The sequence below is a fragment of the Aureispira sp. CCB-QB1 genome, assembly GCF_000724545.1.
Classification (GTDB): Bacteria; Bacteroidota; Bacteroidia; order Chitinophagales; family Saprospiraceae; genus Aureispira.
The window spans coordinates 49,651-63,851 of record NZ_JHBV01000030.1; the positions used below are offsets into that span (position 1 = coordinate 49,651).

Below are 14,201 nucleotides of genomic sequence, written 5' to 3' on the forward strand. Positions count from 1 at the left end.
AGATTATGTTGTTAATGGAGTTAATTTAGCAACAATTTTGCGCCACATATCTAACTCAGGAATGCCAGGTTTGCGTTGTCCAAAACAATACAAAATTTGATTGCCTTCTTTATCAAACAACTCCAAACTTGTTACAATCCCATCTGTCGTATATTTTTTTACCACCCAAGCTTCATCAATAGCATCCAATTTTAAGTGCAAATTGAAGTCTTTGTCTAAAACATTATACCAGCCATTCATTTCCACTACTTTGTGTATGTTTCCAGAAAAAATCTGTAGACAAGATTTGTTCCCCAAGAAAACCATAATAGGAGTTCCTGTTGCGACAGCCATTTCCAACATATCAACAATTGCATTTTTTTGTACTCGATAGGTTGTTCCTTCTGGTGCAATACAAAAAGCGGCTTGTCTAGTCAAATTGTATTTTCTCAACAAACCAAAAAAGTCATGCGTATCTTTCATATTCAACCATGCCGTTTGGAAAGCACCAATATCTAAAGCCGTATCTGTTTTGGCAGAAGGTTCTACTTTTTCGACTTCCATCGGAACTTGCATTCGATTCCCTGTCGTATATTTTTCAACCAATGCATGATAAGCATCTAAATTTGATTTAGGAGTAGCATAAATTTTATGAACGGCATTTCCATATTTGTCAAAGAACTGAAGACTATGCATAACACGTTTGCCTGATTGAAAAACAGCAGCGTAAACATGTGCCCAATTACTCAAAAAATAACGCAAGTCAATAATAGGGTTGTGTGCAATCCCCATTGGTGCTTTTTCCATAAAACTAACATTTTCATACACCCCCTTGGTTTCGTGGACACCATGCTCGTTTCTAGTTAGTGCCATCACATGCCCCATTGCATGCACTTCCTTCAAAACTGCTTTAAAATTATTCCCCAAATAAGTCAATTGCTCTACTTCTGCTACTTCTAACAATTCCATTTCTGAAACTCCTAATGCAATAGAAATATCTCTGATTCGTGCTTTCGGATGTGCTTCTTTATACAATGTATATTGTTCTTTTAATGTGATTGTTTTCATCGTTGTAATTTTTATTCGTAGTTAGCGTTGTTACTTCCTATGGTTGTGAGCTCACACAACTCGGTTTGCAGCTACTACTTGGTCATTGATTTTGTTAATAAGTTGACACTTGCAAGCAATCAAAAATTGGATGCGTTTGTATGATAGAAGAAACGCCAAAAGTTTGCTTTATCCAATCGGTTGTCAAAACTTCTAAAGGTGTTCCTACGGTTAATAATTCGCCCTTTTTTAGTAAGGCAATTTTTGTAGCATATCGAGCTGCTAAATTCATATCGTGCAAAACAGCTAGAACCGTTAAGCCATGCTGTTGTACCCTATCTTGTAATAGTTCTAATAAAATATGTTGATAAGCAATATCTAGATTAGAAGTAGGCTCATCCAAAAACAGTAATTTAGATTGTTCGGCATTGCTCTCCCACACTTGCGCCAAAACACGGGCAATGTGTACTCGTTGCTGTTCGCCCCCCGATAGACAAGTAATATCTTCTTCGGCATATTGAGCAACTCCCATTAAATCTAACAATTCATAGGCTATTGCCACATCTTTTGTATTAGGCTTAGCTCCTTGGGTATAAGGATAACGTCCCAGCAAAACAACATCTAGTACATTCATTGGAAAAACTAGAAAGGTATGTTGAGATAAAACGGCTCGTTGTTGAGACAAGGCTATTTGTGTCCAATAATTCAAATCTTCTCCTTTAAACGAAATTTGACCTTTGTGATATGGCAAACTTCTAGCTAATGTCTTTAGTAAGGTTGACTTACCAGCTCCATTCCCTCCCAAAAGCACCATAAAGTCACCATGATCCAAATCAAAGTTAATCCCTTTTAACAACTGTTTTCTATTTAAACAGACACTTATGTTATTAACATTCAACATAGTTTTACATTTTATATTAACTGTATAGTACACACTGGACAACACGCAATAGCACCATAGCCAAGCAATGGACGATTGATTTTAATAACCGACAGACTTTTGCTTGATTAATAACCAAAGAAAAAAAGGAGCGCCTAGTAGTGCTGTTAAAATACCTATCGGTAGTTCAGCTGGAGCAACGACTGTTCGAGCAACTGTATCAGCCAAACTCAATAGTACGGCTCCCAACAGACCTGTATACAGGACATTTTTTGCAAATGAGGTTTCTTTGAAATAAATCCGCACCAAATGAGGAACCATTAAACCAACAAAACCAATTAATCCTGTAAAGGCAACACAAACACCAACCATCAAAACCACCCAAATCACAACCCTTCTTTTTATCTTTTCTACTTCTACTCCAAGATAACTTGCCTCTTGATCTCCCAATTGCATAATTTCCAATTGTTTGGCCGACCGAATAATGCCGATCATTGAAAGCAAAATTATAAAGGCTAATAAACTAACAATTCCCCAATTAGCACCGCTCAAAGAGCCAAAACTCCAGAAAGTAATATCTCTCAATTGTGCTTCTGTAGCATAAAAAATCAAAATACCTGTTAAACCTCCTCCTAATGCGGTCATCGCTACTCCTGCTAGTAACATAACACTAACAGCTGTACGACCATTCTGAGTTGATAAGTTATAAACAAAGGCAGTTGCCAATAAACCGCCCAAAAAAGAGGCACAAGACAAACCTATATAATGCCCCAAAATTCCTAAATCAATTGGCAAATAGTCTTTTAGTACAATAAAGGCGGCAGCTAAAAACATCGCCCCACTCGAAATACCAATCAAACCTGGTTCTGCTAAGGGGTTTCTAAAAACAACTTGTATCGCTGCCCCTGATATAGCCAATGCTGCTCCAACTAGTAAACCAAGCATAATGCGAGGCAGCCGAATCTGGCCAATCAAAAACACACTGCTTTCATCCACCTCCTTGGCAGTTAACCAACTTCCTAAAATATGTATCATCTCTTGAAATGAAATAGAGTAAGCTCCCACGCAAAGGGAAAAAAAGACAGTGCATAAAAGTAGCAAACTTAACTTTACAACAATGGAAATAGGTGCTTTGGTGGAAGCCATAAATACTCTATTCAACTTCATTTAACAAACTTAATTCTTTTTGATGTAGTGCTGTTGCCAATTCTAAAATGGCATCGCTAGATCTTGGACCAAACCCTGATAAGTAAAGGGCTTCCATGGCAATAATCCGACGATTTTGACCAGCAGGTGTTTGCGACACACCAGGTATTCCTAACAATTGTTCTTCTCCTGATTTATTATTAGTCGCATCTCTCAAACTCGCCAATCCTGAATCAAACATCAAGATCACTTCTGGTTGATATTGCAACAAAGCTTCTGGTGTTAATGGTTTAAATGCCTCAAATTCCTGAACAACAGGATTTCCTCCTGCTAAAGTAATAGCTGCTTCTGCAAAGGTATTTTTACCTGCCACCATCATAGCTTGTGCCCCACGAGCATAAATAAACAGCACCTTAGGTCGCTCTGTTGTTTGGCTCAAAATGCGTTCTAGTTGCTGCTTGTTTTTTGAGATTTTAGCCTTTAAAGCATCTGTTTCAATGCTTTTTTCTAATACTGTCTCTAACTGCTCTGCAACTTCCAATGATCCTTCCAAGGTATGAGGAACTTTTATTGTTTTAATTTTAATTCCTGAAGCTTCCAAACCACTCAAAGCTTTATTGCCTTGCATTTTTTCGTCCATCAAGATAAGGTTAGGCTTTAATGCTAAAATTGCCTCGGTGTTGAGTTGACTACTATGCCCTAAATTAGGAATGGACTTAGTTCCTTCAGGATAATTACTCGTTACATCTACCCCTACAATACTCTCTTCCAAACCAAATTCATAAAGTAACTCCGTAATCGTTCCGTTTAGAGAAACAATGCGCCACTCTTTTTCTTCTGTGACATCCGCAGATGTATCTGCAACTTGACTATCTGTTGACGCTTCGGAACTACAAGAACTGACAGTTAATAATAGTCCAGCTATTAAGATCCAATATATTGATATTGATTTCATTGTATGTTTATTATATTGCTTTGCGGCAAGACTGTGTCAAACGAATCCACCATATCACTGGCAAAAATGTTAGTCGTGCCTAAAATTGATTACTAGGCTACTATTTGATCAGGATAGATTGACTTTTTAACACTTGGTCTGATTGTAGTGTCAATACATAGTTTCCTGCTTCAAAACTTGATACATTAAGTTCCACTCCATTCAAACCAGATTGAGCATCCACTGTTTTTTCAACCAATAACCTTCCTAATATGTCTCTTAACTCTATCTTTAAGTTTTCTTCTGCTTGAGCTAAAGTAAATGTGATGTTTACATAATCAGAAGCAGGGTTGGGAAAAGCTTGGAATTGTTCTAAAAGACGGTATTTTTGAGTTGACTCAATAGAAGTCCACTGCCCTATATGTGTCTTGACAAACGTTCCTTGCCCTGTTGAAGAGCCTTGAAAATCTACAAATTGGATTTTGTACAAAGTACTATCTGCTGTCTTAACAAAATATACACGATCAGCATCTACTGTCCAACCATTTGAAAAATCATAGGCTTTCCAATCGTGCCCAATCGCTGTCAAACTATCGGCAGTTGTTGTGTAATTTGCAGGATCGACTGTAGCAGGATTAATACCATCCGCTAAGGCTATTTCTACCTTATCATTTGTCAAAATTCCTGTCACTGTATATGGCATTGGTGCTCCAGAGCTATACAAAGTTGTTTCGTAACGGGTAAATACCCAATCCCAACCTGTAGCAGGTTCTACTGTTACTGTTGTATTTGTTGTAAAAGAAAAATAAGCTAAGGTTTGATCGGGATAAGCACTTTTACTAATTGTTTTTTGCTGCAAATTAGTGCCATCAAAGTCTGCATATCTAAAGGAATAACTACCTCCAGCTAATTCATCGATAAATAGCTTTTTGTAAGTTCCATTCGGTAATTCAATGGCATATAAAGCTGTTCCTTCTACTTTGTGGTTGGTCATGTTGTATGTTCCCCAACCATAGTCTGCCCAGTTAGAAGCCACTTTAATGCTGTTCAAAGCGCCTTCTTTCCAAGACTGTTCTGTGTTCTTTAGCTCGTCTCCCAAATCAGCAGTTACGATATTATCTCCAAATGTTTTATTGGGGATATGATATACCTTGGGTGCTGTTCCCGAAAAAGAAGCTCCTTCGTTGATAAATATTCCTGCATCTGTTCCACCTATTACACTAAAAGCAATATCCCAAGTAGTATGTGCCACATCTGTTGTAACATCGGTAGCTAGATTGTAATACTGACTATTGGCATAAGCTGCGCCAGCTGAAAAATTGTGGGTGGTCTGACCATAAAGGCAACTACTGCCCAAACACAAAAATAGAGTTAGTTGAAGTAGTGTTTTCATTTTTATATAATTATTAAGATTAAGTCTAAATAAAAGTAACACACCGCAAATGTAGTTCTGAATTTCTAAAAAACCAATTTTTATTTAGACTTATTATAAACAATAAAAAACAAAAACCATCTAAATGGTTATAAATAAATCATTTAAGCTAACAAAAGTATCTGGACTTTAACATATGAAGCAATTTAGATTTATTTACCTCCAAAATCACTTATTGGATTAGTTTTATTACTTCCTTTAATAAACTCAGTTTGCTGCGACTATGTGATACTTCTTGAGGATTGCGTTGTTGATAAACAGCCTAATGATTTTGATTATCTCTTTTTTATGCGTAAATTGAAGTAGGTATCTATTTTATACTAGTTTGTATCGTCAATACAAACTATGAATATAAGCTTGCTTATAACTGCTTGAAAGAAAACTCTATTAACTCCTCCCTGAGTAATCTTGATAGTTTGGAGTAGTTGTATTTGAGATATGGACTAGTATTTTATGGGGAGAATATGCACAACGCATGGGCAAAAATATTTTTAATAAAAATAAAAAAGTCACCTTGAAGATATTGATATCTTCATAGGTGACTCTTCATGTTATAGCAAGGCAATACAAGACCTTCTATAACATTACAAACGGAACTATTAGCCTAAGTAACTTACAATTGATATTACTGTACGACAATACGTTTTGTCAGCCAACCACGATCGGTTTTAACTCTTAAACTAAAGATTCCTGTGCCAAAATCCATAGGGATTCTTTTTCTTGGTTCGTGCCATTGTCGCGCATGTTTTCCATAGCGATTAATGACTTCAATATGCTCAATTCCCTCTATATTCATCAGTACCAGCGTTTGATTTTCATATACAGGATTAGGAGCAACAACAAATGCTTCTTTATCTCTTTCTGTAGAAACAACAACAGATTCTGAATACGAATGATCCTTATTAAATCCTACTTGTTTGATTCTATAATGGTTATACCCTACCAATGGTCGCTTGTCAATAAATTGATAGTTTTGAATAACATCTGCACTTCCATTGCTTTCTACAACGCCTATTGTTTCCCAATAAACGCCCGTTTCAGAATGTTGTATTTCAAAATAATTATTATTCATTTCTAGTGCTGTTGACCAAGTTACCCTTATTTCGTAAGGACGTACTAGCTCAGCATCTACACTTTCAAATTTCACCAAAGAAGCATTTTCACAATACAAGCGTTCCAAATCCCAAACACTGATTTCTGGTGTATAATTGACGATTGCTGCATTAAAGTTTGTTCATGTAGGCTGCTGAATCAAATTATTGTTTTCTAAAACTTGACTACTCGCTGAAAAAAAGCTGGTCATCAAAAATAAAGTGGTATATAATGTTGATATAATTTTCATAATTCATTTTCTTTTAAAGAGACTAGAACACTTTTTATTCAAAGTCACAAAACTTTACAAAAAAAAACAAAAATTACAACTTCAAAAAGCATCCTTATAATACATTTATACTATTATAACAAGCAAAACAGGATAATTGTTTAATTAAAATAAAAAAAATATTTTACATATAAAAAACACTACACTTCATTTCATTTACTAACAAAATAACCTAACTCTATGTTAACTAATTTTATTAAACTCAATAGTTCATTACACTTACCCAATAAGCTTGTCATATGTAATACAAAACCCAGAGTTACAAATGTAGTGAATAAAGCTATCGCTATCTCCTAGCAATCCAATTGGTCAAAATAGTTGTAAAAATAATAATAGAAATAGAACTTAACGGCATGAGTATCGCCGCAATAACAGGCGTTAACAATCCTTGCACAGCAAAGAATAAACCAACACTATTATATAGTAAAGAGAGTATAAAGCTAGCTTTGACAACTGACAAGGTACGTTGAGCAACAGTAGTATAGTGGTTTAAATTACTAATTTTGGAAGCTTCTAAGATGCCATCACTGGCAGGCGAAAAACTATGCACGTCGTTGGCGACAGCTATACCTACATCTGCCTGTTGCAAGGCTCCTGCATCATTTAACCCATCACCTATCATTAATACTTTTTTTCCAGTTTGTTGCAATATCTTTACATAGTTTAATTTATCAACAGGAGTTTGTTGAAAATGCAAACTCTCATGCGCAGGAAAAAGATGCTGTAAATAAGCTCGATCTGCATCATTATCTCCAGATAGAAGGTGCAGCGTAAAATCTTTACTCAAATTTTCTAGCACCGTCTCTATGTTTTTTCGATATTCTTTTTTTATGATAAAATACCCCAAACAATAATGGTCAATTGCTACATACACTGCCGTTGTTAAGCCTTCCATTTGATAGGCTGACTTTCCTACAAACTTAGAAGATCCTACTTCTATGAAATGGTCGTCAATCCAAGCTTCGATCCCTTGACCACTTGTTTCCACAAATGCTTTTATTGGAAAATCTTTTTGGGTATCTACAAAATCTAGCCCCTGAATGTATTTTGCCAACATTTGACTCAACGGATGAGTTGAGTTCTGCACCAAAGCATAAATTTGTTGATAATGAATTTCGGATAATGTCTCGCCAACAAATTGAACATTGGCAACATCATTGGTGGTCAAGGTGCCTGTTTTATCAAAAATAACATCCGTCACTTCTGCCAACTGTTCTACAGCCAAAGCATTTTTAAGAAACAATCCTTTTTGACCAAACAGCCGCAATATATTTCCAAAAGCAAATGGGGCTGACAGTGCCAAGGCACAAGGACAAGCAATAATTAATACTGCGCTAAAAGAGAGCAATGCAATGGATGCATCCACCCACAACCAATACAATAATGTTAGCATTGCTATACTCAATATACTAATGGTAAAATAGCGGCTAATGGCATCTACTGTTTTGGACAATACCGCTGTTTTTTCTTCCTGAAAAATAGGTTGGTTCCATAGTTGTGTAAAATAGCTTTGGTTAACTTCTTGGAGTACTTCTAGTGTAATAACGTGTCCAATTTGTCGACCTCCTGCATATAATTTATCTCCTTCTTTTTTGGAAATGGCAATCGACTCCCCTGACACAAAGCTATAATCTATCGAAGCCTCTTTGCTTTTTAGGATGCTATCAGTTGGAATAATTTCTTGATTTCTAATTTTAATAACATCCCCTACTTTCAACTGTTCTATCAACACCTGCTTTTCGCTTCCATCTGAATTTACTTTGGTAGTTGCAATTGGGAAGTAGGCAGTATAATCTCGTTCAAAAGATAAGGATTCATACGTTCTATTTTGATACCATTTTCCAATTAACAAAAAGAAAATGAGCCCCGCAAAGGAGTCCATATACCCCGCCCCCGTTTGAGTAAATATTTCATAACTACTCCGCGCAAACAAGGCAATTATTCCCAAAGCAATGGGCACATCAATCCCAATCATTTTTTGTTGCAAACTAGCAAGAGCAGACTTTAAATAATCTTGTGCACAGTACAACAAAACAGGCAATGCCAACAAGAAATTCAGCCAACCAAAAAAGGTTTTGTAGTTGACCAAATCATTCTCATTGACAATAAAATATTCGGGAAAACTTAGCAGCATGATATTTCCAAAACAAAACCCTGCTAAGCCTATTTTTAGATAAAGCTTTCTATTGATAGACTTCTTTTTTGACGTTTTGTTTGGTGTCAAATCAGGCGTATATCCTATTTTAACCAACAGCTCTACCAAAGCTCTCAGCGAAAGCCTTCTATCATCAAATGTTATGGCTGCTTCTCGACGAACAAAGTCTACTAAAACCTGTTCAATGGCAGGATTTATACGAGGCAAATTTTCAAGCAAATACACACAAGAACTACAATGAATACTAGGGATTGTAATTGTAATTTTAGAACAGCCCTCTTCTCTAAAATTAAGCAAAGCTTCTTGGACTTCAGGCAAATCTAAATAAGCGTATTGCTCCTTAGAGTTTTCTTGTCGAACGGCATTCCCAGGACGGGATTCAAGTTGGTAATAAGCATCTAAATTATTCTCACTTAGCAACTCATACACCATTTTGCAACCATCACAACAAAAATGCTTTTCTTGAACTTTTATTGCTTCTGTTTCGCAATCTTCTCCACAGTGATAACATTGAATTTCGCAGGCAACCATAACATTTATTTTATCCTTTTAAGCCAGGAATTTTTTGAGTCGCAAACCCTAATACTACTAAGAAAACAACTAGTACTAAAACAGGCACTAATGTAATCGCTGTCATTCCTACTGCTTCTCTTGTTGCGTTGGCATCAATTGTATTCATCATTTCTGTATTGGCAGCTGTAGCTAGCTCTGCTATCGCCATAAAAGCAACTACCATAAGACCTTTTGTATTTTTCATGAGACGTTATTTTTTGTATTACAAAATCTTTATGATACAAATATAGCTGCTCTCTACTACATTGGAAATGATGTAAAACATCACTCAAAATGATTTTCCTTAGCATTTAAATTCCAATTCTTCTCGTCCTTTGTACAACTTAATTGATTCTTTTATTCTTGAACAGGTTCTCTGAAAATTGTGTCACCAACTTCCACCTCATTAACAGAACCAACACCCAAATACTTGAAGTAGTTTATAGTCTTCCTACTAATTAACTGGAATATCTTGCACACAATTTAGCACGGAACAAAATGAAATATTGTTATGACAAACAACGCATCTAATTTAGACCCATCGGCTACACTAGTTAGCAAATACAATGTTCCTGGTCCGAGATATACCAGCTATCCAACCGTACCTTTTTGGTACAATAGTCCTAGTGAAACCAATTGGAAAAACCTTGTCAAAGCATCTTTTGAGGCTAGCAATACCACGGATGGTATTAGTTTATACATTCATTTACCATTTTGTAGTAGTCTGTGTACCTATTGTGGATGTACCACAAGAATCACCGTCAATCATGAGGTCGAATCACCTTATATTCGCACTTTGCTAAAAGAATGGCAATTGTATTTAGATACATTTGAAGAAAAACCCAACATCAAGGAAATCCATCTAGGAGGCGGAACACCTACGTTTTTTAGTCCTAAAAATTTACGCGTATTACTAGAAGGCATTCGAAAAACATCAGTCATTGCACCCAATGCCGTTTTGGGTTTTGAAGGACATCCCAAAAATACCACTAAAGAACATCTGCAAACACTATACGACCTTGGTTTCAGACGTGTTAGTTTGGGCATTCAAGATTTTGATCCAAGAGTTCAGTTAATTATCAATAGAATTCAGCCTTATGAAATGGTTGAGGAAGTGACTAAAAATGCTCGAGAAATAGGTTACACCTCTATCAATTTTGACCTAGTATTTGGGCTTCCACTTCAAACATTGGCATCTGTTGATGAAACCATTCGACAAGTCAACCAATTGCGACCAGACCGAATTGCATTTTATAGTTATGCCCATATACCTTGGTTAAAACCTAGTCAACGCAGCTTTGCACCAGAAACATTACCTTCTGATGCAGAGAAACGTGCTTTGTACGAATTAGGAAAAATGCGTTTTGAAGAAATGGGCTATCACGAGATCGGCATGGATCATTTTGCTCTATCGACAGATCCTCTGTATCTAGCTAGCCAAGACAAACAGTTGCATCGCAACTTTATGGGCTACTCCCCTTTCCATACTCGCTTGATGGTAGGTTTAGGTGCTTCATCCATTAGCGACTCATGGACAGGCTTTGTTCAAAATGTCAAAAAGGTAGAAGAGTATGCAGACTTAGTAGACCAAGGGCTTTTTCCTTTCTCTAAAGGACATCAACTTAGCGAACAAGATTTAATCATTAGGCAACACATTTTAAATCTAATGTGCCAACTCTCTACTCAATGGTCGCATGACGATTTAAACAATCCTGCTATTTACAAAGGGCTTCGAAAATTGGAAGAAATGGAAAAAGACGGTTTAGTTGAACGCCTTCCCAATCAATTGTTGATTACAGAAAAAGGTCGACCATATGTACGCAATGTTTGTATGTGCTTTGACGAGTATTTGTGGCAAAAACGCCCCAACACTCCCATTTTCAGTCAAACAGTATAGGTCAGCACACATAGAAATAAAGCACATTGATTAGAATCATTTTTAAGGCTCAAATGCATCATTTCAAAGCAAACTATAGCTCCGTACATTTGTAAAAACAACAAAATTATGAGCGCAATCTATTTATTAATTGCTGTCAGTTTTTTGATTGCTTTAGGCTTTTTAATGGCTTTCTTTTTTGCAATCAAAACAGGACAGTACGACGATACACATACTCCTTCTATTCGAATTTTGTTTGACGATGAACAAAGCGAATCCAGAAATTAAAAAGAACGACCCCGACAACATACAAGTGGGGTGCTTTTAATCTTACAAATCCGATCGAATAACTATTTATCATCATAGAACTAACCATTACGCGATGAATACACAAAATTTAGAAACCTTTCATTATGATAACACCACGGTTAGAAACTTCTCTATTGCCGTCATATTTTGGGGTGTTATAGGGATGTTGGTAGGCTTAATCATAGCCTTTCAACTAGTTTTTCCGAGTTTAAACCTCGCCAGCTTTTTATCCTTTGGGCGCTTGCGTCCTTTGCATACCAATGCTGTTATTTTTGCTTTTGTTGGAAACGGAACTTTTGCAGGAGTCTATTATTCCTTGCAACGGCTTTGTAAAACTAGAATGTATAGTGATTTGCTCAGTAAAATTAACTTTTGGGGTTGGCAATTAATCATTGTTTCGGCTGCCCTAACCTTGCCCTTTGGGATTACCACAGGAAAGGAATATGCCGAATTGGAATGGCCGATAGACGTTGCGATTGCCTTAGTTTGGGTTAGTTTTGGATTGAATATGATGTTAACCATCCTACACCGTAGAGTAAAACATCTATACGTAGCTATTTGGTTTTACATTGCTACCTTTGTAGCCGTTACCTTATTGCACCTTGTCAACTCTTTTGAGCTGCCAGTAAGTATGCTAAAATCATACTCTGTTTATGCAGGGGTACAAGATGCCTTGGTACAATGGTGGTATGGTCATAATGCCGTAGCATTTTTCTTGACCACCTCTTATTTGGGACTAATGTACTACTTTGTTCCCAAAGCAGCTAACCGCCCTGTCTACTCTTACCGATTGTCTATCGTACATTTTTGGGCTTTGATTTTCCTCTATATCTGGGCAGGACCACATCATTTGTTATATACCGCCTTACCCGACTGGGCTCAGTCATTAGGAGTTGCTTTTTCTGTCATGCTAATTGCTCCTTCTTGGGGAGGTATGTTGAACGGTTTATTGACGCTTCGAGGAGCTTGGGATAAAGTACGAGAGGAACCCGTTTTAAAATTCATGGTGGTCGCCTTGACTTGTTATGGAATGGCAACGTTCGAGGGACCTTTATTATCTTTAAAAAACGTCAATGCCATTAGTCACTATACCGACTGGACAATTGCTCATGTGCATATTGGTGCATTAGGATGGAATGGATTTTTAACTTTTGGAATGTTGTACTGGTTGTTCCCTGTTCTATACAAAACAGAATTGTTCTCTAAAAAATTAGCCAATTATCATTTCTGGATAGGAACGTTAGGGATTATTTTGTATGCGATTCCATTGTACTGGGCTGGATTTACACAGAGTTTGATGTGGAAAGAATTTGACGAAGAAGGTATGTTAGTTTATCAGAACTTTTTGGATACCGTTACTCAAATTATTCCCATGTATGGCTTAAGAGCAATTGGAGGTTTGTTATTCTTTATTGGTACGTTGATGATGGTATACAACCTCTACAAAACAGCCAGAAAAGGAACCTTTGCTCCAGACACAGAAGCCAAAGCACCTGCTTTAATGCCTTCTCATGAAGATGGTTATTGGCATAGAGCCGTTGAAAGTCGCCCTGTGCAACTATTGTTCTTAAGTACAGTTGCCATTGTTATTGGTACTGCCTTAGAATTAGTACCCACCTTTTTGATCAAAAGCAACGTCCCTACAATTGCTAGTGTAAAACCACTTACACCACTAGAACTAGAAGGAAGGGATTTATATATCAAGGAAGGTTGTAACAACTGTCATAGTCAGATGATTCGTCCTTTCCGTTCAGAGACGGAACGTTATGGCGAATACTCTAAAGCTGGAGAATTTGTCTACGATCACCCATTTTTGTGGGGATCAAAACGTACAGGACCTGATTTGGCTAGAGAAGGCGTTGTTAGCGGTCGAAATTATAAAAGTAATGATTGGCATTATAAACACTTTAGAAATCCACAAGAAATTTCTCCAGGAAGTATCATGCCTAAATACAGTTGGCTGCTAGAAAATCAATTAGATGTAAGTCAAACCAAAGCAAAAATTAAAGCGATGCGTACCCTTGGAGTGCCTTATCCTGAAGGATATGAAAAAGAACAAGCCATGGAAGATTTACACCAACAAGCCAATGAAATAGCTGCGACCATTGATGGTGCAGAAAGTGACCGAGAAGTAATTGCAATTATTGCTTACTTACAACGTCTCGGAACGGATATTATGCAAAAAGAAACTGTTGAGGAGGAATAGCTCAAAGGCTATTAGAGGGGAAATTGCAGAGGTAGACATTTGCATTCCCCTCACTTTATGCGCTTATCTACTCCCTAAACACTACTAAACAGTTTATCATTATTATTAATACCATAGGAATCATGCTTAAATTCATCAAACATCATATGACGAGTATTGGGAACATCGAAATCTACCCTATTATCTCGTTCCTAATTTTCTTTTTTGTCTTTCTATTCGCCTGCTGGATAGCTGTTAGAGCCAGCAAAGCACATATTACAACGATGGGAAACATCCCTTTAGAGGATTAGTATTATTATCCAAA

Annotated in this window: 11 protein-coding genes; 3 read left to right on the top strand and 8 right to left on the bottom strand. The window is 36.8% G+C overall.

Features of this window, described 5'->3' with window-relative positions; all coding sequences use genetic code 11:
- Window positions 1–3 precede the first annotated feature (3 nt).
- The 8 genes from CG11_RS14735 to CG11_RS14770 all read right to left on the bottom strand — a co-directional run bounded on the left by CG11_RS14735 (window position 4) and on the right by CG11_RS14770 (window position 9,711).
- Window positions 4–1,047, bottom strand: coding sequence for a hemin-degrading factor (locus tag CG11_RS14735; RefSeq protein WP_052597527.1), 1,044 nt, complete (start codon window positions 1,045–1,047; stop codon window positions 4–6).
- Window positions 1,048–1,141: 94 nt separating this feature from the next.
- Window positions 1,142–1,927, bottom strand: coding sequence for a heme ABC transporter ATP-binding protein (locus tag CG11_RS14740; RefSeq protein ID WP_052597529.1), 786 nt, complete (start codon window positions 1,925–1,927; stop codon window positions 1,142–1,144).
- A gap of 81 nt (window positions 1,928–2,008) precedes the next feature.
- Entirely contained in the window at window positions 2,009–3,073 is a 1,065-nt protein-coding gene (locus CG11_RS14745) for an iron ABC transporter permease (RefSeq protein WP_052597531.1), read from the bottom strand.
- Window positions 3,060–4,007, bottom strand: a complete 948-nt coding sequence (locus CG11_RS14750) for a hemin ABC transporter substrate-binding protein (protein ID WP_052597532.1) — start codon at window positions 4,005–4,007, stop codon at window positions 3,060–3,062. The genes CG11_RS14745 and CG11_RS14750 overlap by 14 nt, the downstream gene beginning before the upstream one ends.
- 100 nt (window positions 4,008–4,107) lie before the next feature.
- The gene (locus tag CG11_RS14755; RefSeq protein ID WP_052597535.1) at window positions 4,108–5,379 is read right to left on the bottom strand and encodes a T9SS type A sorting domain-containing protein; all 1,272 of its coding nucleotides are present in this window, start codon (window positions 5,377–5,379) and stop codon (window positions 4,108–4,110) included.
- Between the two features lie 664 nt (window positions 5,380–6,043).
- On the bottom strand, window positions 6,044–6,565 hold the full coding sequence (locus tag CG11_RS14760; protein WP_197043857.1) for a T9SS type A sorting domain-containing protein: 522 nt from the start codon (window positions 6,563–6,565) through the stop codon (window positions 6,044–6,046).
- Window positions 6,566–7,085: 520 nt separating this feature from the next.
- A complete protein-coding gene (locus CG11_RS14765; protein WP_052597539.1) occupies window positions 7,086–9,485 on the bottom strand; it encodes a heavy metal translocating P-type ATPase metal-binding domain-containing protein in 2,400 nt (799 codons plus the stop codon).
- A 10-nt stretch (window positions 9,486–9,495) separates the two neighbouring features.
- Window positions 9,496–9,711 carry a hypothetical protein gene (locus CG11_RS14770; protein ID WP_052597541.1) on the bottom strand — a complete coding sequence of 72 codons (216 nt, stop codon included), beginning with the start codon at window positions 9,709–9,711 and terminating at the stop codon, window positions 9,496–9,498.
- Window positions 9,712–10,017: 306 nt separating this feature from the next.
- On the opposite strand from CG11_RS14770, the gene hemN reads away from it, so the two are divergent.
- From hemN to ccoN, 3 genes are all read left to right on the top strand, one after another.
- Window positions 10,018–11,403 (top strand): oxygen-independent coproporphyrinogen III oxidase, encoded by a 1,386-nt coding sequence (hemN, locus tag CG11_RS14775; RefSeq protein WP_052597543.1) that lies wholly within the window; start codon window positions 10,018–10,020, stop codon window positions 11,401–11,403.
- A gap of 108 nt (window positions 11,404–11,511) precedes the next feature.
- On the top strand, window positions 11,512–11,670 hold the full coding sequence (gene ccoS, locus CG11_RS29080; RefSeq protein WP_063833116.1) for a cbb3-type cytochrome oxidase assembly protein CcoS: 159 nt from the start codon (window positions 11,512–11,514) through the stop codon (window positions 11,668–11,670).
- 94 nt (window positions 11,671–11,764) lie between these two features.
- On the top strand, window positions 11,765–13,897 hold the full coding sequence (gene ccoN / locus CG11_RS14780; protein WP_052597546.1) for a cytochrome-c oxidase, cbb3-type subunit I: 2,133 nt from the start codon (window positions 11,765–11,767) through the stop codon (window positions 13,895–13,897).
- The last annotated feature ends 304 nt before the right edge of the window (window positions 13,898–14,201 follow it).

Coding starts and splice junctions, on each gene's coding strand:
- ccoN (WP_052597546.1), top strand. CDS start 11,765: ATGAATACACAAAATTTAGAAACCTTTCATTATGATAACACCACGGTT.
- CG11_RS14745 (WP_052597531.1), bottom strand. CDS start 3,073: ATGAAGTTGAATAGAGTATTTATGGCTTCCACCAAAGCACCTATTTCC.
- CG11_RS14750 (WP_052597532.1), bottom strand. CDS start 4,007: ATGAAATCAATATCAATATATTGGATCTTAATAGCTGGACTATTATTA.
- CG11_RS14765 (WP_052597539.1), bottom strand. CDS start 9,485: ATGGTTGCCTGCGAAATTCAATGTTATCACTGTGGAGAAGATTGCGAA.
- CG11_RS14740 (WP_052597529.1), bottom strand. CDS start 1,927: ATGTTGAATGTTAATAACATAAGTGTCTGTTTAAATAGAAAACAGTTG.
- CG11_RS14755 (WP_052597535.1), bottom strand. CDS start 5,379: ATGAAAACACTACTTCAACTAACTCTATTTTTGTGTTTGGGCAGTAGT.
- hemN (WP_052597543.1), top strand. CDS start 10,018: ATGACAAACAACGCATCTAATTTAGACCCATCGGCTACACTAGTTAGC.
- CG11_RS14735 (WP_052597527.1), bottom strand. CDS start 1,047: ATGAAAACAATCACATTAAAAGAACAATATACATTGTATAAAGAAGCA.
- CG11_RS14770 (WP_052597541.1), bottom strand. CDS start 9,711: ATGAAAAATACAAAAGGTCTTATGGTAGTTGCTTTTATGGCGATAGCA.
- ccoS (WP_063833116.1), top strand. CDS start 11,512: ATGAGCGCAATCTATTTATTAATTGCTGTCAGTTTTTTGATTGCTTTA.